This is a genomic window from Curtobacterium sp. PhB170 (genome assembly GCF_003752345.1).
GTDB lineage: Bacteria > Actinomycetota > Actinomycetes > Actinomycetales > Microbacteriaceae > Curtobacterium.
Genome location: NZ_RJUM01000008.1, coordinates 1 through 23,820, shown reverse-complemented (window position 1 = coordinate 23,820; position 23,820 = coordinate 1). Strand labels below are relative to the sequence as shown.

At 71.5% G+C, this 23,820-nt stretch carries 24 protein-coding genes; 10 read left to right on the top strand and 14 right to left on the bottom strand.

Annotation, left to right across the window (positions count from 1 at the left end; genetic code table 11):
• Entirely contained in the window at nt 1–666 is a 666-nt protein-coding gene (locus EDF40_RS00705) for a DUF4166 domain-containing protein (RefSeq protein WP_123339949.1), read from the bottom strand.
• Nucleotides 667–713: 47 nt separating this feature from the next.
• On the opposite strand from EDF40_RS00705, the gene EDF40_RS00700 reads away from it, so the two are divergent.
• The gene (locus EDF40_RS00700; protein WP_123339948.1) at nt 714–1,634 is read left to right on the top strand and encodes a cation diffusion facilitator family transporter; all 921 of its coding nucleotides are present in this window, start codon (nt 714–716) and stop codon (nt 1,632–1,634) included.
• Between the two features lie 210 nt (nt 1,635–1,844).
• Here EDF40_RS00700 and EDF40_RS00695 read toward each other — a convergent pair whose 3' ends face one another.
• Entirely contained in the window at nt 1,845–2,450 is a 606-nt protein-coding gene (locus EDF40_RS00695) for a hypothetical protein (RefSeq protein WP_123339947.1), read from the bottom strand.
• Between the two features lie 131 nt (nt 2,451–2,581).
• On the bottom strand, nt 2,582–3,865 hold the full coding sequence (locus EDF40_RS00690) for an MFS transporter (protein WP_123339946.1): 1,284 nt from the start codon (nt 3,863–3,865) through the stop codon (nt 2,582–2,584).
• Between the two features lie 81 nt (nt 3,866–3,946).
• Between EDF40_RS00690 and EDF40_RS00685 the strand changes: the two genes are divergently transcribed.
• On the top strand, nt 3,947–4,825 hold the full coding sequence (locus EDF40_RS00685; RefSeq protein WP_185002611.1) for a LysR family transcriptional regulator: 879 nt from the start codon (nt 3,947–3,949) through the stop codon (nt 4,823–4,825).
• A 72-nt stretch (nt 4,826–4,897) separates the two neighbouring features.
• Here EDF40_RS00685 and EDF40_RS00680 read toward each other — a convergent pair whose 3' ends face one another.
• The 6 genes from EDF40_RS00680 to EDF40_RS00655 all read right to left on the bottom strand — a co-directional run bounded on the left by EDF40_RS00680 (nt 4,898) and on the right by EDF40_RS00655 (nt 11,100).
• Nucleotides 4,898–5,644 carry a hypothetical protein gene (locus tag EDF40_RS00680; protein ID WP_148053835.1) on the bottom strand — a complete coding sequence of 249 codons (747 nt, stop codon included), beginning with the start codon at nt 5,642–5,644 and terminating at the stop codon, nt 4,898–4,900.
• On the bottom strand, nt 5,634–6,167 hold the full coding sequence (locus EDF40_RS00675; RefSeq protein WP_260212970.1) for an RNA polymerase sigma factor: 534 nt from the start codon (nt 6,165–6,167) through the stop codon (nt 5,634–5,636). The genes EDF40_RS00680 and EDF40_RS00675 overlap by 11 nt, the downstream gene beginning before the upstream one ends.
• 122 nt (nt 6,168–6,289) lie before the next feature.
• A complete protein-coding gene (locus EDF40_RS00670; protein WP_111086912.1) occupies nt 6,290–6,553 on the bottom strand; it encodes a hypothetical protein in 264 nt (87 codons plus the stop codon).
• On the bottom strand, nt 6,550–7,209 hold the full coding sequence (locus EDF40_RS00665) for a DUF308 domain-containing protein (protein ID WP_123339942.1): 660 nt from the start codon (nt 7,207–7,209) through the stop codon (nt 6,550–6,552). Before EDF40_RS00665 ends, EDF40_RS00670 begins: the two co-directional genes overlap by 4 nt.
• Before the next feature lie 167 nt (nt 7,210–7,376).
• Nucleotides 7,377–9,332, bottom strand: coding sequence for a lectin-like domain-containing protein (locus EDF40_RS00660; RefSeq protein WP_123339941.1), 1,956 nt, complete (start codon nt 9,330–9,332; stop codon nt 7,377–7,379).
• Between the two features lie 124 nt (nt 9,333–9,456).
• Nucleotides 9,457–11,100 carry a glycoside hydrolase family 13 protein gene (locus tag EDF40_RS00655; RefSeq protein WP_260212967.1) on the bottom strand — a complete coding sequence of 548 codons (1,644 nt, stop codon included), beginning with the start codon at nt 11,098–11,100 and terminating at the stop codon, nt 9,457–9,459.
• A 106-nt stretch (nt 11,101–11,206) separates the two neighbouring features.
• Here EDF40_RS00655 and EDF40_RS00650 point away from each other — a divergent pair, with 106 nt between their 5' ends.
• The 5 genes from EDF40_RS00650 (at nt 11,207) to EDF40_RS00630 (ending at nt 15,072) form a co-directional block, all read left to right on the top strand.
• On the top strand, nt 11,207–11,764 hold the full coding sequence (locus tag EDF40_RS00650; protein WP_111086916.1) for an NADPH-dependent FMN reductase: 558 nt from the start codon (nt 11,207–11,209) through the stop codon (nt 11,762–11,764).
• Between the two features lie 152 nt (nt 11,765–11,916).
• Complete coding sequence (locus EDF40_RS00645; RefSeq protein WP_123339939.1) at nt 11,917–12,429, top strand: MarR family winged helix-turn-helix transcriptional regulator; 513 nt, start codon at nt 11,917–11,919, stop codon at nt 12,427–12,429.
• Nucleotides 12,430–12,548: 119 nt separating this feature from the next.
• Nucleotides 12,549–13,055: a Dps family protein gene (locus EDF40_RS00640; protein ID WP_123339938.1), complete on the top strand. Its 507-nt coding sequence runs from the start codon at nt 12,549–12,551 to the stop codon at nt 13,053–13,055.
• Between the two features lie 8 nt (nt 13,056–13,063).
• A complete protein-coding gene (locus EDF40_RS00635) occupies nt 13,064–13,864 on the top strand; it encodes an SDR family NAD(P)-dependent oxidoreductase (protein ID WP_123339937.1) in 801 nt (266 codons plus the stop codon).
• 14 nt (nt 13,865–13,878) lie between these two features.
• A complete protein-coding gene (locus EDF40_RS00630) occupies nt 13,879–15,072 on the top strand; it encodes an NAD(P)/FAD-dependent oxidoreductase (RefSeq protein ID WP_123339936.1) in 1,194 nt (397 codons plus the stop codon).
• Nucleotides 15,073–15,171: 99 nt separating this feature from the next.
• On the opposite strand, the gene EDF40_RS00625 is transcribed toward EDF40_RS00630, so the two are convergent.
• The gene (locus EDF40_RS00625; protein WP_185002608.1) at nt 15,172–16,251 is read right to left on the bottom strand and encodes an alpha/beta fold hydrolase; all 1,080 of its coding nucleotides are present in this window, start codon (nt 16,249–16,251) and stop codon (nt 15,172–15,174) included.
• A gap of 71 nt (nt 16,252–16,322) precedes the next feature.
• Nucleotides 16,323–17,198, bottom strand: a complete 876-nt coding sequence (locus EDF40_RS00620; protein ID WP_123339934.1) for an SMP-30/gluconolactonase/LRE family protein — start codon at nt 17,196–17,198, stop codon at nt 16,323–16,325.
• An 89-nt stretch (nt 17,199–17,287) separates the two neighbouring features.
• Between EDF40_RS00620 and EDF40_RS00615 the strand changes: the two genes are divergently transcribed.
• Entirely contained in the window at nt 17,288–17,773 is a 486-nt protein-coding gene (locus tag EDF40_RS00615; protein WP_123339933.1) for a hypothetical protein, read from the top strand.
• A 99-nt stretch (nt 17,774–17,872) separates the two neighbouring features.
• Here EDF40_RS00615 and EDF40_RS00610 read toward each other — a convergent pair whose 3' ends face one another.
• The 3 genes from EDF40_RS00610 to EDF40_RS00600 form a co-directional block, all read right to left on the bottom strand.
• Nucleotides 17,873–18,706 carry a DUF1206 domain-containing protein gene (locus EDF40_RS00610; protein ID WP_123339932.1) on the bottom strand — a complete coding sequence of 278 codons (834 nt, stop codon included), beginning with the start codon at nt 18,704–18,706 and terminating at the stop codon, nt 17,873–17,875.
• A 120-nt stretch (nt 18,707–18,826) separates the two neighbouring features.
• Nucleotides 18,827–19,444 (bottom strand): DUF6226 family protein, encoded by a 618-nt coding sequence (locus EDF40_RS00605; RefSeq protein ID WP_123339931.1) that lies wholly within the window; start codon nt 19,442–19,444, stop codon nt 18,827–18,829.
• A gap of 1 nt (nt 19,445) precedes the next feature.
• A complete protein-coding gene (locus EDF40_RS00600; protein WP_123339930.1) occupies nt 19,446–20,612 on the bottom strand; it encodes an RtcB family protein in 1,167 nt (388 codons plus the stop codon).
• Between the two features lie 596 nt (nt 20,613–21,208).
• Between EDF40_RS00600 and EDF40_RS00595 the strand changes: the two genes are divergently transcribed.
• Together EDF40_RS00595 and EDF40_RS00590 are read left to right on the top strand one after the other, a co-directional pair.
• The gene (locus EDF40_RS00595) at nt 21,209–23,038 is read left to right on the top strand and encodes a glycoside hydrolase family 15 protein (protein WP_123339929.1); all 1,830 of its coding nucleotides are present in this window, start codon (nt 21,209–21,211) and stop codon (nt 23,036–23,038) included.
• A gap of 13 nt (nt 23,039–23,051) precedes the next feature.
• Nucleotides 23,052–23,654: a DUF1992 domain-containing protein gene (locus EDF40_RS00590; protein ID WP_123339928.1), complete on the top strand. Its 603-nt coding sequence runs from the start codon at nt 23,052–23,054 to the stop codon at nt 23,652–23,654.
• Nucleotides 23,655–23,820: the final 166 nt, after the last annotated feature.

The following is a 23,820-nucleotide window of genomic DNA, read 5'->3' as shown; positions in this document are numbered from 1 at the left end:
TCATCCCCGTCCTGTGTCCGGCGCGATCTCGTACCGGAACGCCCCCTCGTACCGGTACAGCGTGCCGAGCACCGGTGCCGTGAGCACCAGGGACACGCGCTGGACGTCCGCTTCGTCATCGAATCGTTCTGTGAGCAGGACCCGCGGTGCGATGCGGGCCGGGAGGCGCACCTCGCGTCCCAGCGCACGGAACGTCACGCGCGTGGAGACCAGGCGCAGGGCGCCCGCATCCGGCCCGTGCGCGTCGACCTCCGCCCGGAGCCGGGCGCTGACGCGCCCGTGGTGACCGAGGTGGTCGACCAGGCCGTCCGGTTCGGCGGTGATGGCGTCCACCATCGTGCGGCTGCCGGAGCGGAACCGGAAGGTGCGGTGCGCGCGGACCCCGGGGCGGGCCTCCTGTCCGGCACGCCCACGGCGGACGCGAGCCGGCCGGTTCTCGACCGTGAACGGGACGTCCCGCTCCCAGACCGGGAACATGACGGAATCCCGGGCGAACCAGGCGAGCAGCGGCCAGAGCCACCGGCGCGGTGTGCCGACGACGTCGAACACCCCTTCACCGCGGCCGACGTGGCCGGGTGGGATCGCGCCGAAGTACGCCGACAGTCGCGGATGCAACCGGGCCAGCACGTCGGATGGTGCGGACAGCTCGTAGGGCGACCGGGTCACGTCCTGATCCTGGCATGTCGTCGGTGCCGATCCCTACGATGTGGCACATGGGTCACGACCACGGAGCAGGCCACTCGCACGGGCACGCGTCCGAGCGCGCGCTGCTCATCGCGTTCTGCATCTCGGCGACGATCCTGCTGGCCGAGGTCGTCGGCGCCGTCGTCACGGGCTCCCTCGCGCTGCTGGTCGACGCCGGGCACATGGTCGTCGACACCGGTGGGCTCGGCATCGGACTCGTCGCGACCCGGCTCGCCCGCCGTAGCCCGACGACGCAGCGCACGTGGGGCTTCCAACGTGCCGAGGTGCTCGGTGCCACCGCGCAGGCGGCGATCCTGCTCGCGGTCGGCGTCTTCGTGATCATCTCCGCGATCCAACGGCTGTTCGTGCCCGCCGAGATCCACTCCGGGCCACTGCTCGTGTTCGGCATCATCGGACTCGTCGGCAACCTGGTGGCCTACGGCGTGCTGCTGCGGGCCTCGGGCGAGGGCTTCACCTCGCGCGCCGCCCGGCTCGAGGTCCTCAACGACACCCTCGGCTCGGTCGCCGTCATCGCCGCCGCGATCGTGCTCATGCTGACCGGGTGGGAGCGTGCCGACTCGGTCGCCGCGATCCTGATCGGCCTGCTCATCCTGCCGCGGGCGATCCGCCTGCTGCGTGAGACCGCGAACGTCCTGCTCGAGTCGACGCCTCCGGGGCTCGACCTCGACGACGTGCGGGGACACATCCTCGAGCTCGAGCACGTCATCGCGGTGCACGACCTGCACGCGACCCTGGTGGCGACGGGGGTCCCGAACCTGACCGCGCACGTGGTGGTGGACGACGAGTGCTTCTCGACGGCGCACGCTCCGCGGATCCTCGACGAGCTGCAGCAGTGCGTGGCGGAGCACTTCGACGTTCCCGTGGAGCACTCGACCTTCCAGCTGGAGCCCGCGTCGCACCGGCGGCACGAGCACGAGGTGCACGCGTAGGGGTGCCGTGTGGGTGGCTGGCTCGTCGCACCCGCCGCACCTGTCGACGCGGAACGACTTCGTCGACGTCGTACGACATCGGCTTCGTCGTTCGTTGCACGCGCGCTCTGTTGCCGGTGCCCCGAGACGACATCCTCGACGTCGTACGACATCGAGAGTGTCGTTCGGGGTCGGCGCACGCACGAACGCACTCACCCACGCCCGCCCGCGTCAGCAGTCGTCGGTGCGCGTCGGGTACGCCGTGATGACGCGGTCGGTGGTGGCGGAGACGATGACCTTCACGAACGGGTCCGCATCCGGGCGCGACCCGTCGTCGAACCGCACCGGTGCCGCGTAGCAGACCTTGCCGTCGCCGGCGTCGACCGGGAACCCTGCTCGCGGTGACACCAGCGCCGTCTGCACGGCCGTGAGCATCGCATCGTCCCAGTCGCGGGAGCCGCGGCCCGCGACGACCTCCTGCCAGTCGGCGGTGTGCCGCTGCCGGATGTGCTCGTAGCCCTGCGCCGACGTGCCGCACTGCAGGGTGACCCGCCCGAGCGCCGCGGTGTCGTACTGGGCGACGGCCGCCTGGGTCGTGGAGTCGCACCGCGCCAGGGTGGCGTCGCCGGGCAGGTCCGGCCCGGTGCGGGTGATCGTGACGGTGCCGTCACCAGCGGCGGTTGCCGTGTCGCTCGGCGTCCCGGAGCTCGATCCGGCGCCGATGGTCGGGTCGTCCGCGCCCTGCCGGGCCGTCAGGAACAACCCGCCGGCGAGGAGACCGGCGGCCACCACGGCCGCGATCCCCGTGATCACGGGACGGTTGCGGTTCTGGGGCACGCGCCCAGTATGCCGGGAGTGCGACCCTCACAACGGAACCAGGTTCCGGACACGACACCGCGCGATCGCGTGGTGCGGTGTCCGGAACCTGGTTCCGGGATGCGACGGGCGGACGGGAGGCCCGCCCCGCGTCAGGCGCGCGCGGCCAGTCGGGTGCCGGCGATGACGGCCAGGACGGCGACGAGCACCACGTACCCGATCAGGACGGACAGGGTCGGGATCACCAGGAGCGCCGCCCCGACGGCCACGACCGGCACCGTCAGCCCGGCGTACGCGATGAGGAACGTGGCCGCGAGCACCCCGCCCCGACGCTCGGGACCGACCAGGGCTCCGGCGCTCGCGATGCTGGCCCGGAAGAGCAGCCCGACCCCGGCGCCCGCCACGACGCCACCGCCGATGAAGCCGGCGACCTGCAGCAGGGCCGCGGCGACGGCCAGCACCGCCAGGCCGCCGACCAGGAGCACCATGCCGAGTCGGATCTGCGTGCGCTGCGTGAGTCGGGCGAACACGATCTGCGAGACGGCACTCGCGGCGAACACCCCGAAGGTCGTCGCGCCGGCCGCCAGTCGGTCGGTGACGTGGAAGGTGGTGCCGAGGAACGTCGGGGCGACCGAGGTGAAGAGCCCCTGGACCGCGAGGGCCGCGAACGCTGCGGCACCGGCTGCCCAGAACGCGGCGGCCTTGCCCTCGGGCGCCTGCATGCGCTGCGGGCGGTAGGGCACGCGGGTCTCAGGGCGGGCGACGGTCTCCGGCACGACGAGGACGAGCACGAAGGCCACGGTCAGCGCGGCGACGAACACGACGTACGGCACCATGAGCGGCGCTCCGACGAACTCGGCGAGCGCACCCCCGACGAGGGCACCGAGCGACAGCCCGCCGAGGTTCACGGCACCGGCGGCGACGCTCGCGCCCTTCGCCGAGTCGGACGAACCGGTCGCACGGACCCGCAGCTCACCGAGATGGGCGGTCGCCGTGGCGGTGAGCGTGCCGACGCCGAGGCCGGTCACGAGTCGCGCGACGATGAGGCCGGTGACGTCGTTCCAGACCAGGAACAGCACGGCGGCGACGAGCTCGAGCGCGATCGACACGAGGATGAGCGGCTTCCGCCCGTGCACGTCGCTGAGGTGCCCGGCCAGGTACAGGGACCCGACGACCCCGACGCCGTACGCGGCGAAGATGATCGTGGTGGTGAAGGTGGGGAAGCCGTCCCGTGCCTGGTAGATGACGTACAGCGGTGCGGGGACCGTCGCGAAGGCCATCACCGACAGGAACGCGAAGGCGACCGCCCAGAAGCCGAAGCCGTGACGCCGACGGGTGTGCGCACGACGGCCACGGGGGGCCGGGACACGCTCGCTCGCGGGAGCGGATGCTGTGGCGGGGAGAGCGCCCGTCGGGGTGTCGGTCACGGTTGACATGCTCTGATGATCGCGCGCCCCGAGCATCGAGTCCAACGGATGCTCTTGATGCCGTCCATCGATCGGATCGATGATGGGGCGATGGAGACTCGCCTGCTCGAACAGTTCGTGACCGTCGCCGCCGAGGGCAGCGTGACCCGCGCGGCCGAACGGCTCTGGGCGGCGCAGTCGACGGTGTCGGCCGGGATCGCCTCGCTCGAGCGGACCTTCGGCGTGCGGCTGTTCGACCGCACCGGACGGCACCTCGTGCTCACGACCGCCGGGGAGGACCTGCTCCCGCACGCCCGCGCCGTGCTGGAGTCGCTCGACCGGATGCGCGACCTGGCGACCGTGGACGACGCCGACCTGCGCGGACGGGTGCGGCTCGGCATCTTCACGAGCATGGACATCGTCGACCTGACCGGCGTGCTGCAGCGGTTCCGGCGGCGGCACCCGTTCGTCACCGTGGAGCTCATGACCTCACCGTCGGGCACGACCGGGCTCGTGCAGGACCTCGTCGCCGGGCGCCTCGACCTCGCGTACACGGGGCTGCCGACGGTGCCGGCGGGAGTGGTGGTTGAACCGTTGCGCGAGATGCCGTTCCGGGTCTTCACCGCGTCGGACCACCCGTTGGCGGGGCGCGCCTCGGTGTCGCTCGCCGAGCTCGCGGACGAACCGTTCGTCGACACCGCGCACGGGTTCGGCAACCGGATCATCCTGGACGGCGCACTCGAGCGGCTCGGGATCCGGCGGCGGATCGTCGCCGAGATGAACGACATGCCCGCGGTGATCCGGTTCGCTTCGGCGGGGCTGGGGGTCGGGGTCGTGCCGGATTCCGGAGTGCGGCACGACGGCGCGGTCCTCGAGCTCGAGGACGCGGTCGAACCGCTCCGCATCGGCCTGGCGATCCGCACGAGTCCGGAGCCGAACCGTGCGGTCCGGACGCTGGCGCGCGACATCGTGGCCGCGCGCGTCGTCTGACGCGGCGCCGGTGGGTGGACCCCACCGACGGACAGGAGGCACGGGGCGGGTCCGCCACGAGCCTCCTGGCCGTCAGTCCCCCCACACCTCCCCGACGACCGCACCCAGCAGGTTGTCGGTCGGGAAGCCGATCTGGTCGACGACGACGGAGCTGTCGCCGCGGACGTACAGGGTGTACGCCTTGGCGACGCCGCCGTCGAGGGTCGCTCGGAGCTGGCACAGTGTGCCGTCCGGACGCTCGGTGCAGGTGCCGCCGGCCTCGTCACCGAACGTGTCGACCTGGTTCCGGGCCTGCTCTGCGGTCGTGGTGGAGACCGTGACGTACAGCACCCCACCGTCCGCACCCGGCGCCCGCCATTCACAGCTGAGTCCGGTGGCGGCGGTGCCGTCGCCACCGTCACTCGAGCCGTCGACGTCCTGCTCGGTCGCGGTGATGTCCCCGAAGAACCGGGAGTACTCCGACGCCGGCACGACCGCGCGGCAGTCCGTCGGGATCGTGGCGGTGGTGTTCAGGGGCGTCGACGTCGCGGTGGGGCGGGGCGTGCCGGTGATCGGTGCGGAACTCGGGGTGGTGGCCGTCGGCGAGGGCTCGGGCGCCTGCGTCTGGGTGGGCGCGGCGACCGGGGTGTCCTGCTGCGAGAGCGTCAGCGCGACGGCTCCGGTAGCGGTACCGACGGCGAGCAGCGCGACGACGCCGATGACCACACCGGACCGACCACGACGTCGCTTCGGGCGGGGCGTGGCGCGTTCGAGGACGTGCTGCTTCATCGAGACGAGCATGCGCTGCAGCTCGTCTCCCTGGGGAGGTTCAGTGTTCATCGTGCATCACCGCCTTCTTGAGTCGACGTCGGTTGCGGGAGACCCGCTGGGTGACCGCACCGATCGTGAGACCGAGGAGCTCCGCGGCTTCGGCGTAGGAGTACCCCTCGAGGAGGCAGAGCTCGCAGATGCGGCGGTCGAGGTCGGGGAGCGCGGCGATCTCGGCACGGACCCAGCGCAGGGTCTCGCGGGCCTCGTCGTGCTCGGCCAGCGACGAGAGGTGCTCGGGGAGCTCGTCCGCACGGCGGCGGGCCTGCTTCCGGCCGGTGTTGAAGGCGTGGTTCCGGCAGACGACGAGCAGCCACGGCAGCACGGTGTCCGCCGGGAGCTCCAGCGCCACCGCTCGCTGCCACAGGGTCAGGAACGTGTCCTGCACGATCTCCTCGACGTCCGACCGGTCGTCGACGAGTGCCCAGGCGTACCGGGTGAGCGTGGCGGCGTAGCGGTCGAACACCCGTGCGAGCGCATCGGTGTCCCCCTGCGCGATCGCACGGACGAGCGCCTCGTCCGTGTCGGTCGTCACGTCCACATCCCACCTCCTTCACCCAGAGGTGTCGGCAGGACCCGCGATCCTGACAGGACCGTGGCGGAAACGTGATCTCGGGCGTGTCCGACCGCGGTGCGATCGGCGGCGACCGCCGTGGATCAGTGGAAGTCGTCGCCCTCGCCGTCGCCGGGCGTCTTGTGCCCGCCGAGCATGTCGTTGTCGTCCTGGTCGCTCGTCGAGGCGAGCTGGAGCATCGCCAGCACCACGACGACGACGATGAACGCGACGCCGAGGAAGATCACGGCCAGCTGCAGTTCCCGCGTCGAGAACAGCACGACGAGTCCGGTGAACACCGCGATGATCGCGGAGATCCCGAGGAGCTCGACCGGGCGCAGACGGTCACGACGGCTGGGGGTGGTCATGCGTGTGGTGCTCCGTCCGGGGCGACGGACGGCGTGGCCGTGCCCCACTTGTGCGAGAGGCCGGCGATCACGTGGAAGACCGCCGTGATGGCGAGGTAGGCGCCGAGCAGGCCGACCAGGACGATCGAGGCGTCGAGCGTGCCGGTGACCTGCTCCACACCACCGAGCTGCTGCGAGTAGTCCGGCGGGGTGATGAGGAACGCGATCGCGAGCAGCAGGGTGAGCGCGCCGATCGTGGTCCAGTCCCGCGCGAAGGGGGAACGACGACGAGCCCGCAGACCCTGGGCCAGCTCGAGGGCCCCGGTGAGGACCGCGAAGGCGACGATGACCGAGATGAACGCCGGCAGGCCGAGGCCGTTGCCGGCGAACCCGGCGACGGCGGCGAGCAGGGTGATGACCGCCTGCAGCAGCGTGGTGCGGCGGGACCGACCGTCGAGCGGGAGCCGCGCGACGCCGGCCCACAGGAGCACGAGCCCCTCGACCAGCGCGAAGCCCGCGAACAGCAGCAGGCCGTAGCCGGCGGCGTGGTTCGTCGAGAAGGTGATGACGAGCGCGACGACCGCGGCGGGCACGGCCCGGAGGATCGGGATCGGCCAGTACCGCGCGCGTTGGGTCGCCTCGTTCACGGTGGTGGCGTCGTCCACGGTGTCGGACACGGGACCTCTTTCAGGCATGCGGATCGTGAGATCGATCCTACCGCCGCGGTGACAGCCGACCGACCGCCGGGGGTTCTGCAGCACTGAGGATGCTCGAATGCCGGCCGGGGCGGCGTCGCCCGAGCGACGCCGCCCCGGCGCCCGAGCGACGCCGCCCCGGCGCCCGATCAGGACCGTGGCTGGTCGTCCGTCACCACCGACCGCCGTCCACGCCGACGAGCGAGCCACCAGCAGGTCGAACCGGCCGCGACGACCACCGTGGCGAGCGCGGCGACCAGCCCGAGGTCCTCGACGCCGGTGTAGGCGAGGGCGCCACCCGCGGGCTGCGGCTGCACGTCGGCACCGGGGGCGCGGGGGGCCTGGTCGCCGTCGTCACCGCGGGGAGCGTCCGGCACCGCCGCTTCGTCGTCGTCGGGTCCGGGCGCCGAGGAGGGGGACGGGCTCGGCGCGGGCCCCTCGTCGCCCTGCTCCACGACGATCGCGACCTCGGTCGACGGGTCACCGCCGTCCGGGTCCGTCGGAGAGGTCGCCGTGGCCACGTTCACCACGTCGGACCCGTCCCCCTGGTAGTCCGGGTCGAGCACGGCCCGGAGCCGGAAGTCGTGGGTCTCCCCCACGGCGAGCGCGACGTCGGAGCGGCAGGTCACCCGCTGCCCCTCGGCCGTGCAGCCGTCGTCGGACCCGACGAACCGCATCGCCTCGGGCAGGTCGTCTACCGCACCGATCTGCTGGGCGACCGAGGGCCCGCGGTTCCGGGCGGTCACGGTGTACACGACCTCGTCGCCGGGCTCGGCGGTCGTGGGCGAGACGGACTTGTCCGTCTCGACGTGCGCCGCAGACACGGCGGTCACGACCGTGGTGCTCGCCCGCGAGGTGTTGTCGGCCTCGTTCGTGTCGGACATCGACGACGGCGGGGCGATGGTCGCGACGCTCTCGAGTGGCCCCTCAGCCCCGTCGGCGATCCGTCCCTCGACGGTGACGACGGCGGACCCGCCACGGGGCAGGGCGAGGTCCGTCTCGACGTCGCCCGCTCCTGCCGCGACGGCGCAGCCCGAACCCGCTGCCGGCGCGCAGCTCCAGGTGACGTCCTCGATGCCGTCGGGGACGTCCACCCGCAACGGGCTCGGATCGGCGTCGTTCGGCCCGGGGTTCCGTGCGGTCACGGTGTACCGGACGGGGCTGCCGGCGACGGAGGTCGCGGGCAGGTCGTGCGCCACTGACAGGTCCGCCGGCTTCCGGACCCGGAGGGCATCGACCTCGTGGGTGTTCACGTGGCTACCGGTGGCTCCCGCGAACCCGAGCCGCAGCGTGCTCGGCATCGGTGCCTGTCCGTCGCCGTGCAGCGGGACCCCGTCGAGCACGGTGCGCATCGCCTGACCGACCTGCAACCGCACCGTCAGCGTGAGCTCGCCGTCCTCGCCCGGCAGCAGCGTGACGCGGACCGTGCGCGGCGTCGAGCCGGTCGTCACGGTGCCGCCGGGTGCCGGAGCCCCCGCGACGTAGCGGTAGCCGTCGTTCCCGTTGCCGGACCCGCGGACCACGACGTGGTCGGCCTGCGCTCCCGGGCCCGAGCCGTTGATCTGCGACGAGAAGTTGCCGTAGTGGTCGATCGCGATCGCGGCGAACCCACCAGGGACCCCGGGCAGGTCGCACGCCCGTCCGCCACCCTCGGTCCGCGTGCTCCGGCAGGCGTACCCGAGGCCGGCGCCGAACGCCCCGACGCCCTGCGCGGCGGCGCCGTCCGCGAGGAAGAGCAGCAAGCCGTCCGCGCCGGGGTCGTCCTCGTCGGTGTGCATCGCGTAGTCGAACGAGATCTCGAGCCCGGTGCCCGACGGGAACGTGTCGTTCGTCGACCACGCCCCGGCCTGGTTCCGGACGTCGTCGGTCAGGCGGAGACGGTCGTCGACGATCGCAGCGTCGCCGCTCAGGGTCCCACCGGCTGCGCTGGTGAACTGGTTGTCGTAGGGGAAGTCGAGTGCCGCCGCACTCGAGCCGGTGGGCAGCATCGCCGGAGCCGCGAGGACGGCGAGGGCGGTCAGCGCGGTGCACACCGTCGCGAAGCGACGGGCAGCCCGCGACCGGAGCGGGTCCGGGACGGATGTCGGAGCAGTGGGTTCTGTCATGTCCCGATCGTCGCGATCGAGCGGTCACCGCAGGTCGAGCCGAAGCCGATCTGTGGATCGCAGCCACGGGCCTCCTGGCTGTGGAGGAAGAGCTGTGGAGGAAGAACGGACGGAGCTGGTCCGCTCAGGCCAACCAGACCGTCGTCTCGCCCGGCAGCACGCCTACCGCATCGCCGAGCGGCCCGGACGCGACCACGACGTTCCCCGACGGCAACGGCACGGGTGTCGTCCCGAAGTTCGTGACCGACCGCCACCCGTCCTGCCGGGCGAAGGCGACCACGCCGTCGGGGGCGTCCAGCCAGGTGAGCTCCTCCCCCTGCTGCAACCGGCGGCGGGCGTCGAGCGCTGCCCGGTACAGGGACAGCGTCGATGCGGGGTCGCCGTCCTCGGCCTGCACCGACGACGCCCCGAAGTCGGCGGGCTGCGGCAGCAGCGGCGCGACCTCCCCGAAACCGAACGACGGCCCGGAGGTCGTCCACGGGATCGGCACACGGCACCCGTCCCGGCCCTTGACGGTGTGTCCGGAGCGGAGCCACTTCGGGTCCTGCAGCTGGTCACGCGGGATCGCGGCGGCCTCGTGCAGGCCGAGCTCCTCGCCCTGGTAGACGTACGACGACCCGGGCAGCGCGAGCATCAACAGGGTCGCGGCGCGGGCTCGGCGCAGGCCCCGCTCCCGGTCGAGCTCGGGCGTGGTGCCGTCCGTCAGGAGCCACGCGTCGGTGTCGGTGTCGTCCGGCAGGCCGTACCGGCTGGCGTGCCGAACCACGTCGTGGTTCGACAGCACCCAGGTACTCGACGCGCCGGACTGCTCGGACGCCGCCAGGTTCCGCTCGATGATGCGCCCGAACGCAGCGGCCTCGAACGGTGCCTCGAGCAGGTCGAAGTTGAACGCCTGCCCGAGTTCGGTGGGCCGGGCGTACAGGACGCGTCGCGGTGCCGGCGCCCAGGCCTCGGCGACGGCGGCCCGGGGCGGGTCGTACTCGTCGAGCACGGTGCGCCAGGACGCGAAGACCTCGTGCACCTCGTCGCGGTCGTACAGCGGGTCGGAGCCGTCGAGCGGCAGTGCGTGCTCGTTCGATGCGCGGTACGGCGTCGACAGGTCCTTGGCGAGGCCGTGTGCGACGTCGACCCGGAAGCCGTCGACCCCGCGGTCCGACCAGAAGCGCAGCGTGTCCTCGAAATCCGCGCGGACGGACGGGTTCGACCAGTCCAGGTCGGGTTGCTCGGGTGCGAAGAGGTGCAGGTACCACTGGCCGTCCGCGACCCTCGTCCAGGCGCTCCCGCCGAAGTTCGACACCCAGTCGCTCGGCGGCAGTTCCCCGGACACACCCGCCCCGTCGCGGAACACGTACCGCGCCCGTTCCGGCGAGCCCGGCGCGGATGCGAGCGCCGCGCGGAACCACTCGTGCTCGTCCGAGGTGTGGTTCGGCACGATGTCCACGATCACCCGCAGATCGTGCTCGTGCGCGGCCCGGAGCAGGGCGTCCAGGTCCTCGAGCGAGCCGAGTCGCGGATCGACCGCCCGGTAGTCGGCCACGTCGTACCCGCCGTCGGCGAGGGGCGACGGGAAGAACGGCGAGAGCCACAGCGCGTCGACGCCGAGCGCCGCCAGGTACGGCACGCGGCTGGTGATGCCCGCGACGTCGCCCAGGCCGTCGGCGTTCGAGTCCGCGAAGCTGCGTGGGTAGACCTGGTAGACGACGGCATCGCGCCACCAGTCCGGGTTCGTCGTGCGGGGTGTGCTGGCCGGCGTCCGAAGCGTGCTCACGTCGCCACCGTACCCAGCGGTCTGGGAATAGCGCGCCGTACGCTCGGATTGGTTGTCGCAGACACCTTTCCGTCCCAGAACAACGTCTCGAACCAGAAGGATCACCATGACGAACGTCCTCGCACTCGTCGGCAGCCTCCGCGCCGACTCCATCAACCGCAAGCTCGCCGAGGCCGCGGCGCACCACGCGCCGGAGGGCATCGAGGTCACCACGTTCGACGGCATCGTCGACCTGCCGTTCTACAACGAGGACATCGACGGCGACACCCCGCCGGCCGCCGCCGTCGCCTTCCGTGACGCGATCGCCGCCGCGGACGCCGTCCTGCTCGTCACCCCCGAGTACAACGGCACGATCCCGGCGGTGCTGAAGAACGCCCTCGACTGGGCATCGCGTCCGTTCGGCGCCTCGCCGCTGTCCGGCAAGCCGCTCGCCGCCATCGGTTCCGCGTTCGGGCAGTACGGCGGCGTGTGGGCTCACGACGACGCCCGCAAGGTCGCCGGCATCGCCGGTGCGAAGGTCCTGGAGGACGTCAAGGTCGCGATCCCGCAGTCGGTCGTCCGCTTCGCGGAGACCCACCCGCGCGAGGACGCCGAGGTCACCTCGCTCGTCCAGGGCGCACTGAACGCACTCGCCGACGCCTCGACCGAGCAGGCCGCCGCGTAGAGCGACCGGGTGCGGTCGACCGCACCACAGGACGGACGGGAGGCCCGTGGCGACCCCGCCACGGGCCTCCCATCCTGCAAGCGGGAACGAAGCAGGCACACCCACAGGAAGTCGCTAGACGGCCTCCATACGAGACGGACTAGCCTGTGCCAATGGCAACGCAGGAGATCACCGAGGCGTCCGGGTACTGGTTCCCCGACGACGACGCGACCCAGCGCGGGGTGGCCGTGCTCAACGCCCTGCGACGCTACCGGGCCGCCGAGACCGCGATGCGCCGTCGCACCCGCGACTCGATGGGCATGGGCGAGACCGACCTGCTCGCCGTGCGCTTCCTGCTGCAGTCGCAGCGCTCGGGCCGCAGCATCAGCCCGAAGGACCTCGCCGCTTACCTGAAGATCTCGTCGGCCTCGACCACGATCCTGATCGACCGCCTGGTGAAGTCGAACCACGTGCGCCGCGACCCGCACCCCACCGACCGCCGAGCACTCGTGATCACCCCGACGACCGAGACCGACGACGAGGTCCGCGCGACCCTCGGCATCATGCACCGCCGGATGATGTCGATCGCCGAGGGACTGCCAGCGGACGAGGCGCGCATCGTGGCGTCGTTCCTCGAGCAGATGCGCGGCGCCGTCGACCAGGTCGACCCGGCACCGGCCCACTGACCGGCGCGAACACACCCGGTCGAACGCCCGGGGGACAGTGCGGTTCCGTGCGCACTGAGAGTGGTCTCGGCCGCACCGCGTAGACCGGAAGGGTCACCGACGCGAAAGGAGCCACCACCATGCACGCTTCGGACAAGATGGCCAAGAACCTCCAGGCGGTCCTCGTGGACCTCATCGACCTGCACCTCCAGGGCAAGCAGGCCCACTGGAACATCCTCGGAACGAACTTCCGCGACCTGCACCTGCAGCTCGACGAGATCGTCGACGCCGCACGCGAGTTCGCCGACGACACGGCGGAGCGCATGCGCGCCCTGTACGCCGTGCCGGACGGACGCTCGAGCACGGTCGCGGCATCGAGCCACCTCGACCAGTTCCCCGAGGGCGAGATCACGACGCACGACGCCATCGACCAGGTGACGCTCCGCCTCTACCAGGCGACCGGCACCATGCGCGACGTGCACGACGAGGTGGACGAAGAGGACCCGACGACCGCGGACCTGCTCCACGGCTTCATCGAGCGCCTCGAGCAGCTCGCGTGGATGGTCTCCGCCGAGAACCGCGCGCCGAGCACGCCGCTGGCATCCGCCACGACGCCTGCCGTCGCGGACGCCTCGGCGCACGCCTAGGGGACCGAGTGGACCTCGGCATCCAGGGCAAGACCGCGCTCGTCTTCGGTGCCGACTCCGGCATCGGCTGGAACACGGCTCGCATCCTCCTGGCAGAGGGTGCGACCGTGGTCGTGAGCGACCTCGACCAGGCGCAGCTCGACAACAGCGCCGACCAGCTCGAAGCGCCGCTCGGCAAGCTGCACGCGTTCGCGGCCGACGTCACGAGCGCGGCGAGCCTGACGGACCTGCACGGCAAGGTGCGGGACGCCGTCGGCGCGATCGACATCCTCGTGCAGTCCTCGGGCGTCACCGGCGCCCAGGGACTGTTCCACGAGATCGACGAGCAGGGTTGGGCCGACACCATCGACGTCGACCTGATGGGTCCTGTCCGCATCACGCGCGAGTTCATCGGCGACCTGCGGCAGGGCGGATGGGGCCGGATCGTGTACCTCGTGTCCGAGGACGCCTCGCAGCCCTACGACGACGAACTGCCCTACTGCGCCGCGAAGGCCGGGGTCCTGTCGTTCGCGAAGGGCCTGTCGCGCACCTACGCGCAGGAGGGCGTGCTCGTGAACACCGTCAGCCCCGCGTTCATCCACACGCCCATGACGGACGCGATGATGAACAAGCGGGCGAAGGAGACGAACCAGAGCTTCGACGACGCGATCACCAGCTTCCTCGACGAGGAACGTCCCTACATGGAGCTGAAGCGCCGCGGTGAGCCGGAAGAGGTCGCGAACGTCATCGCGTTCCTCTGCTCCGATCTCGCGAGCTTCGTCAACGGCTCCAACTACCGGGTCGACTCCGGCTCGGTCGCCACGATCTGACGCCGGGAGGCACCGTGACCGACTACCGATACCTCATCGTCGGCGGCGGGATGGTCGCCGACGCCGCCGCCCGCGGTGTCCGCGAGCTCGACGCCGACGGCACGATCGGCATCCTCAGCGAGGACGTCGACCGGCCCTACGCCCGCCCCGCCCTGTCGAAGAAGCTGTGGACCGACCCGGACTTCAGCTGGGACGAGAAGGTCGACCTGCACACCGAGGAGACCGGGGCGTCGTTCGTCCTCGGCACCGCGGTGACGGGGATCGACCGTGCCGCGAAGACCGTGACCACGGCCGACGGCCAGGCCCACGGCTACGAGCGACTGCTCATCGCCACCGGCGGCAAGCCCCGCGGGTTGCCGGGCCTGGAGCCCTCGGACCGCGTGCTCGACTACCGCAGCGCCGACGACTACCGGAAGCTCCGCGAGCTCGCCGACGCCGGGGCGCACGTGGTCGTCGTCGGCGGCGGCTACATCGGCCAGGAGATCACCGCGGGGGTCGTGCAGAACGGCGCTCGCGTCACCCTGGTCGACCCCGACGAGGTCGTGGGCGGCCGGATGTTCCCGGACGACCTCGCGCGCGCGTTCCAGCAGCGCTTCGTCGACGCCGGCGTGGACCTCCGACTCGGACGCCGGGTCGAGTCCGGCACGCAGACGGCCGACGGGGTCACGCTCACGCTCGACGACGGCTCCGTGCTCGAGGCAGACGCCGTGGTCGCCGGACTCGGCATCGAGCCCGCCACCCAGCTCGCCGCTGACGCCGGTCTGACCGTGCGCGACGGCATCGTGGTCTCGTCGACGCTGCTCACCGACGACGACTCGGTCTTCGCGGCCGGCGACGTCGCCGAGTACCCGGACCGGATCCTCGGGACGCGTCGGGTCGAGCACGTCGACAACGCGCAGCAGCAGGGTCGGCAGGCCGGCCGGAACCTCGCCGACGCCGACGAGACCTACGACCACACGCCGATGTTCTACTCCGACGTCTTCGACATGGGGTACGAAGCGGTGGGGCAGGTCTCCACGAAGCTCCGCACCGTCGAGGACTGGCAGGACCCGACCGTCACCGGCGTCGTCTACTACCTGGACGACGACGACACGGTGCGCGGCGTGCTGCTCTGGAACGTGTGGGACAAGACCGACGAAGCCCGCAAGGTCCTCGCCGAGGCGAACTCCCTGACGTCGGACATGCTGCCGGGCCGCATCACGGCCTGACCGGCGCGCTGGTCGCCCTGGACGCGACCGACGGGAGGCCCGGTGCCGGTTCCGAGAACCGGCACCGGGCCTCCCGTGCGTCGCGTGCAGTGCCCGGTGTCAGCGGTTCGGGTCGGCCTCGGGTGCGACCGCGTCGACGACCGCCCTGCGGTCGGCAGGGTCGACCGGCAGGTCGTCCCCGTCGGCCATCGCGACCGCGTGGGCGGACTTCGCCGCCTCGAGCGTCTCGTCGTCGTTCTTCGCCATGCCGACCAGTTCGACGAAGCGCGACTTCACGAGCATCCACGCCTCGCTCGGGCTCAGACGCGACAGGTCGGACGCCGTCGAGTCGTCGCGCACCCGCTGCAGCGAACCGACCCCGCGGTCCGGCAGCCGGTGGTCGACGTGCGCGACCGCAAGCCGCGCGACCGCGTCCGCCTGGGCGTGCATCACGGAGTGGGCACCGTCGACGACCTCGCGCAGCACCGCGTAGGGGAACACCCGCGCGAGCCGGCGGATCCAGTCCCGCGGGACCATCGCGTCGTGCTCGCCGCGGACGATGAGGGTGCGCGCCTGCACGTGGTCCGCGCGCTCCTCGATCGGGAACGCGATCATCCGCGGCAGCACCTTCGAGAACCAGTGCCATCCGCACAGCGCGTACGCCGTGATGCCGTGCCACCGGACCGCCGAGGGCTCGTGCAGGGTCGACCGCAGGAACCGGAACGCGGACTGGCGGACCGTGCGCGCGTGCGAGTCGACGACCGGGCTGATGAGCACGAGGTCCGAGATCTCCGGGTGACGCGCCGCGACCTCGGTCACGACCTGGGTGCCCATCGAGTGGCCGACCAGGACCGGGTCGACCAGGCCGAGGTCGTCGATGACCTTCTCGACGGCATCGGCGTAGCGCTCGATCGAGACCTTCCCACGGAACCGGGGAACGCCCGCGAAGCCGGGCAGGTCGAGGGCGTGCACCGGGCCGTTCTCGTTGAGGTGCGGGGCGAGCCGCTCGTAGTAGGTGGCCGCGATGCCGAGGCCGGCGACGAGCAGGAAGGCACGCTCCCCCGGCTCGCCGATCGAACTCACCCGGACGTACGTGCCTTCGACCGCGACCCGGTCCACCTCCACGGTGACGTCGGCGTTCTCGGCCTCCGCGAGTTCGCCGGCCGGGTCCGGGGTGGCTGCCGTGCGCTCGTCGTTCACGTGGGTCTCCTCGGGTCGGGCGAGCGCCCACGATACCCGCGGACACCGCCGCAGCGTGCGCTCCCGCCCGGTCAGCCGCTGAAGGTGTTCGCGGGGAACCCGCGCACCCGCGTCGGCACCGCCAGGATGGCCCCCGAGGACGGGTGCTGCTCCAGCTGCTCCTCGGTGAGGTTCTCCCGTGCCGAGGCGACGAACAGCGTCGACATGTCGGGGCCGCCGAAGGCCACCGACGTCACGTTCGGGGTGGGCAGCTCCACGGTCTCGAGGTGCGACCCATCGGGGCCGTACCGCTCCACCCGGCCGCCGCCGTAGACCGCACTCCACGAGCAGCCCTCGTCGTCGCGGACCAGACCGTCGTGGGCGTGGCCGACGACGAACGGTTCGAGCTCGCCGAGTTCGCCGTCCGGACCGTACGACCCACGGTAGATCGTCGATGCGCTCGTGTCGGTGACGTACATCACGGTGCCGTCGTCCGACCACTCGAAGCCGTTCGTCACGCCGAAGCCGCCGCGGAGCAGTCGCGTCGTGCCGTCGGCCTCGACCGAGTACAGCGCGCCGTCCGGCTCGCCCGTCGTCAGGTTCATGCTGCCGACCAGGAACCGGCCGAACGGGTCGCACTTCCCCTCGTTGAACCGGAGCCCGGCCGTGGCGTGCTCGACACGGGTGAGTTCACGCTCGACCACGCCGTGCTCATCCGTCACGACGACGGTGTCCCCGAGCGCCGCCACGAACCCGCCGGACGCCCGCGGCTGGAAGCTCGCGAGCGGCGGCGGGAGCGGGACGGTCGACACCACGGTGCCGTCGGACTGCGCGGTGACGAGGGTGCCGAGGGTGATGTCGGTCCAGCGGAGCAGCTGCGCCGACGGGTCCCAGACGATGCTCTCGGCAAGGACCGCCCGGGCGTCGGAGAAGACGGTCACAGGTCCGGTCGTCGCGCTGGTGCTCATCGGACCGGTCTACCGGCGCCGGCTCCGTGCCCCCTCAGCGAAACACGGAATGTTCGACTGTGGACTCTCCTCGCTGGCAGCGTGGCTCGATGATCTGCCCACTCCACGCCTGGGGCGGCGAGAGCATCCGTTCCCACGGGCTCGATGCGCCCGCTTACCTGCTCGGCGCCTCCGTCGTCGACTCCGAGGACGTCGAAGCCACCCGCGAGGTACTCGAGTCGCTGCGGCCGACGAACGGGAAGCGCCACTGGCATGATCTCCGTCGGGAGGAACGAGCACGAGCGGTCTGCCTGGAACGTCTCGGATGGGAGCTCGCTCGCCACGACGTGTCACTGCTCACGCTCGAGTCACGCGCGAGCGCGCTCATCGCCCGGGATCTGCGAGTCGTGGAAGCACTCCGCGGCCGACGCGTCATCCCGAAGACCCTGCGGGTCGAGCACGGTGACCCCCGGAACGAGCCGATGCTCTGGCTCCCAGATCAGCTGCTCGGGATGTTCGGCGAGGCCATGACCACGGGAAAGCCGTTCTCCGATTCGATCACCGTCGGACTCGAGATCTTCGAAGTCCGACCGTGAGCGAACACCGGACGGCGCAAGAGCCGGGACCTGGTATACCCCAGGTGCACCGGCTCCGACTTCTCATCCCCCCAGCAGGAGGCGAGCAAGGTCAATATATCAGAGGCGGGCGTACCGCGCGCGGAAGAAGCTGTAGACGCCGAAGGCGAGGAACCCGATGCCGATCGCGACCAGGACGAACACGCCACCGGGCATCGAGCGCACCGCGTCGAACGCCGCGTCGAGGCCCGTCGCCTGGTCCGGGTCGCTCCGCAGTCCGGCCACACCGATGAGCACACCGACGATGACCACGGCGATGCCCTTGCCGACGTACCCGACGACCCCGAGCACCGTGACCACCCGGTCGAGCGTCCCCGACGGCCGGGTGATCTGCTTCCGGAACGTCCGCCGACACCCGATCACGACGAGCCCGATGCCGACGGCGACCCCGATCGCGCCGGCGAGGAGCAGCACGAACACCCCGCCGGGCGTCGCGAGGGTCTTCGCCGCGGCACTCTGCGACGAGCTGCTGGAACTCGACCCGGCACCGAGGGCGTACGACGCCGACGAGTACGCGATGATGCCGTAGACAACGGCCTTCGCGACGTCCTTCGCCCGCGCGAGCCACCCGCGCGTGCTGTCCGACCGGCCGCCGACGACGGCCTCGACGATCAGCCGCACGGTGAGTGCTGCCGTGCCGATCGCGATCAGCCAGAGCAGGAAGACCCCGCCCGGAACGGCGGCGATCTGCTGCAGTGCTCCGGACTGGTCGGTCTCACCGCCGGAGGACGCGTTGCCGATGCCGAGCAGGATCGCGAGGTACCCGATCAGCAGGTGGACGATGCCGCTGCCGACGAAGCCGGCGCGAGCGGTCAGCTCGAACCAGCGGCTGTCCGCCGCTCGTCGGACCTGTCGTCCGGTCTCCCGTGCTGCGTGCTCTGCTGTGTCGCTCATCCGGTCAAGCGTGCCCGACGCGGGCCGGTCTGTCCGGGCCGCGCCGGGCTGTGGACGCTGCCCGGCACCAGACGGGAGGCGCGGGGCGGGTCCGATCCGCGCCTCCCGTCTGCACCGTCGTCAGCGCACCCACCAGGCCGCGCCGACCAGGGTGCGCCGCCCCCGACGGCGCTCGCCGCGCCGCGCTGCGGCGACCGCCGCAGCGACGTCCCCGGTGTTGCCCGTGGCACTCCAGCCGTCCGCCGTCGCGACGATCCACGAGTGCTTCGAGTCGATGAGGACGAAGCCGCCACCGAGGATCCCGACGAACATCTCGTCGACCGCCTCGAGCAGGTTCTCGGAGCCGTCGTCGCACGCATCGCACCCGCAGTTCGGCTGTGATCCGACCACGGCAGCCGGGTCGCCGACGGAGAGGTCGACGGCGGTGCCCGGGAGACCGTCCATCGACCTGACGTCGACGTCGAGGGGCAGCGCGCCGTCGACGGCAGGGACGAGCCGGAGGACGCCGTCGGGCCGCGTGGTCCGCTCGGCCAGGCCGAGGTCGACGAGCACCTCGACCCAGACGGCCACGCGCGCACCGATCACGAGGTACCGCTCGGGGTCGGTGACGCGGGAGTACTCCTCGTCCAGCGGATCGCGGTCCGGATGCGGGGCCGGCCACGAGACGTCACGCTCGGGCCGCGCCACCCACGCGGACTCGACGGCGCGCAGGACGTCGGGCAGGGTCGCGACCGTCACGTCAGTCCCCCTTCACGTTGACGACCTGCCGCAGCGTGTGCCGGATCGACACGAGGTCCGACGCATCCGCCATGACCTGGTCGATCGGCTTGTACGCGCCCGGGATCTCGTCGAGGAACGCGTCGGTGTCGCGGTACTCGATGCCGACCATCGCCTCGCGCAGCTGGTCGTGCGTGAAGGTCCGGCGTGCAGCGCTCCGCGAGAACCGCCGGCCGGCACCGTGCGGCGACGACTCGAGCGACGGCTTGTTGCCGAGGCCCTCGACGACGTACGACGCCGTGCCCATCGACCCGGGGATCAGCCCGGCCTGTCCGGCCGTCGCCTGGATCGCTCCCTTGCGGGACACCCACACGGACTTCCCCCAGTGCGTCTCGCGCTGCGTGAAGTTGTGGTGGCAGTTGATCCGCTCCTGCTCGTCGACAGGGGTGCCGACGACCTCGGACAGCTGTCGCACGACGCGGTCCATCATCTCCTCGCGGTTGAGCAGGGCGAAGTGCTGTGCCCACCGCAGCTCGGCGATGTACCGGTCGAACTCCGGCGTGCCCTCGATCAGGTAGGCCAGGTCGGGGTCCGCCAGCTGGATCCACCAGCGCTCCATCAGCCGCTTGGCGACCTTGATGTGCCGCTGCGCGATCTTGTTGCCGACGCCCCGCGATCCGGAGTGCAGGAAGAGCCAGACCCGGTCCTGCTCGTCGAGGGAGACCTCGATGAAGTGGTTCCCGGAGCCGAGCGTGCCGAGCTGGTTGCGCCAGCCGCCGTGCGCCTGTGCGGGGTCGAACCCGGCGGCGTCGGCCATCGCCTCGAGCTCGGCGATCCGCGGCTCGGCGGTCGCGACGATCTTGCGGTTCGACGCGCCGGCCGACAACGGGATCGCGCGCTCGATCTGCTCACGCATCTCCTGCAGGTCGTCGGGCAGGTCGGCCTCGGTGAACTGGGTCCGGACCGCGATCATGCCGCAGCCGATGTCGACGCCGACGGCAGCCGGCATGACCGCGCCGAGGGTCGGGATGACGGAACCGACGGTGGCGCCGAGGCCGAGGTGGGCGTCCGGCATCAGGGCCAGGTGCGGGAACACGAACGGCATGCGCGCCGTCGTACGGGCCTGCTGCTCGGTGTTGTCCTCGAGCATCGACGCCCAACTCAGCAGCCGGTCGTTGATCTTCTTCATTGCTTCGTCTCGCTTTCAGGACGGTCGTCTGGACGGTCGTCTGGACGGTCTTCGATGACGGTCCGGGACGGTGTCCGGCCTGCGCTCCGGGCGACGTCGAGCACGACGTGGCGAGGATGAGCAGGACGACGAACGCCCCGGGCCGGGTGGGCACGGGGCGTCGTGGGACGTGCCGTGCCTACGCGGGATAGCGGAGGGACCACTGCTGCTGCGGTTCGGGCAGCACGGCGGTCGCGTCGAGCTGGAGCTCGACGCGTTCCTCGTTGTGCTGCACGGCGCGCATGCGCGGTCCTTCCGGTGTGCCCAGGGCGGGCGTTCCTGCCGGCGGCGTTGGTGCCGCTGGCGTTCCTGCCGACGGCGTTGCTGCCGCTGGCGTCCTGCCGACGGCGTTGCTGCCGCTGGCGTCCTGCCGACGGCGTTGCTGCCGCTGGCGTCCTGCCGATGGGCAGGAGAGCGACAGTAGTGCGACACGCCCGGGATGCGCAACTCACTCGGGCGTGTCGCGGCTCGTGCACAGCCGTGGGCCCGTTCCGCGCCCTGCACAGCGGGGTACGTCCGCCTGATGGTCGTGCCCCGGGCCCGGGCAGTCTGGGTGCATGACGGAGCGCACCGAAGACACCCTCGACGCGGTCGACACCCACGCACGCACCGACGGGTACGCCCCGCTCCGCACCTACGGAGCGATCGGCGACGGCCGGACCGTCGCGCTCATCGCCCGCGACGGGCAGATCGACTGGCTGCCGATCCCCTCGATGGACTCGCCGCCCGTGTTCGCGGAGATCCTCGACGCCGACCACGGCGGCCACGTGGCGCTCCGCCCGGTGGACCGATCCGCCGAGGTCACCCGCGAGTACCTGCCCGGCACCAACGTGCTCGTGACCACGTGGACGACACCGTCCGGGCGGGCGACGGTGACGGACGCGATGGTCACCGGGGTCGCCGGCCGCCTGCCGTGGGCCGAGGTCGCGCGCTGCGTCCAGGGGGTCAACGGGTCCGTGGAGTTCGAGTGGGCCGTCGTGCCCGGCACCCTGCTGGGGACCGCTGAACCGAAGCGCCTCGACACCGCGAACGGCGCCGTCATCGGCATCGACGGCATCACGATCGCGATCGTCGAGCAGGGGTTCGACCCGGTGGACGACGACCGCCCGCGCTTCTCCGGCCGGTTCACCACCGGCGACGGATCGAAGCACATCCTGACCATCGTCGGCACGCACGACGAGCCGATCTTCATGCCGCGGCCGGAGAGCGCACTCGCCGCGATGGACCGCACGATCGACAACTGGGCGACCTGGTCGGAGGAGTTCTCCTACGACGGCCCCTGGGCCGAAGCAGTGCAGCGCAGCGCCCTCGCCCTGAAGCTGCTCATCTTCTCGCCGACCGGAGCGATCGCGGCGGCGCCGACCACGAGCCTGCCCGAGGACCGGACCGGCGGCAAGAACTGGGACTACCGGTTCGCCTGGGTGCGCGACCTGTCGTACACCGTGCACGCCCTGACCCGGTTCGGCCTGCGCGAAGAGACCCACGCGGCGGTGTCGTGGGTGATGCGCACCATCGCCGAGCACGACGAGGACATGCCGATCTTCTACGAGCTGGACGGCACGAAGAGCGACGACGTCGAGGAGCGCGACGTCCCCGGGTGGAACGGCATCGGCCCGGTCACGGTGGGAAACCGCGCCGGCGACCAGCTGCAGCTCGGGGTCTGGGGTGACGTCTTCGAGATCCTGCGCCAGTACGTGAACGCCGGCAACGTCCTGGACCGGAAGACCGCGGCCGTCCTGCAACAACTCGCCGACGACGCCTGCCACCGGTGGGAGGAACCGGACTCCGGCATGTGGGAGCTCGAGGACACCCAGCACTACGTCACGAGCAAGATCGGCTGCTGGCAGGCCCTCGACGCCGCGGTGGACCTCCACGACGCCGGCATGATCGACGGGCCGCGCGAGAAGTGGGTCGAGAACCGCGAGCTCATCGAGCAGTGGGTCGCGGAACACGGCTGGGACGAGGAACGCGGTCACTACGTGATGTACCCGGGTTCGGACGCGCTCGACACGTCGATCCTGCTGCACGCGATGAGCTCCTTCGACCGCGGCCCGCGCATGGCGTCGACCATCCGGGCGATCGAGGAGCAGCTGCAGCGCGGACCGCTGGTCTACCGCTACTCGGGCATCGAGGACGAGGAGTCGCCCTTCGTCGCGTGCTCGTTCTGGCTCGCTGCCGCGATGGCCTGCACGGGCCGGATCGACGACGCACGGTCCCTGATGGACGAGATGGTCGGCCAGGCGAACGACGTCGGGCTGTTCAGCGAGATGATCAGCGAGGACGGCTCCTTCATGGGCAACCTCCCCCAGGGGCTGTCGCACCTGGCGCTCATCCAGGCAGCGCTGACCATCGAGGAACTGACTGGCGAGGACGACCGCTCGGAGTGATCATGGAGGGGTCATGAACGACGTCGATGCACGGATGGACCGGCTCCGCAGGGCCGCTCGCTACCGCTACCAGCAGCTGGTCGACAGTGAGATCGAGCGGGGGACGCTCGATCCGGACGAGGTGCGTGAGGAACGCCGGCTGCTCAAGGCGGCCGACGTCGCCGCGCACGCTCGGGCGCAGATCGAGGCGGCCGAGCGCCGCGGTGTCTTCGAGGGCAATCCGTACCACGGCAAGCCCCTGCCCGGGAACGACGGGCAGCACGACCCGGACTGGTGGATCCGCTCGAAGATCGAACGCGAGGACATCCGCGGCATCGCTCCGCCTGCCCTCGCACTCCGCACCGAGGACGCGGAACTCGACGATGCCCTCGACGCACTGTCGACGGAGGCCGACGTGCGCGATGTCCTCGTGGACTTCAACGCCCGGGTGAAGGAAGCCCGACGTCAGCTGCTCGGTGGGCCGCCGGTCGTGACGCCGCTGCGGGACGTCGACGACGAGGTCACCGCGTGGCGTGACCGCCGGGAGGCCCGTCTCGCCGAGGCCGCAGCGGCTGCGGCTGCGCTGGCGGCCGGGTCTGACGACCGACCTCGTCGGTGGTGGCGCCGGCGTCACTGAACGTGGTGAAGGGCCGTCCCGGTTGCCCGGGGCGGCCCTTCACGTGTGGTGCAGTGGTGCGTGTGGTGCGTGTGGTGCGTGTGGTGCGGGGTGTTACTTGATCTGTGCGGTGATGGTGGCGGTGCCGACGAGGAGGCCGCGCTTGACGGCGTCGGTGCCGAAGGTC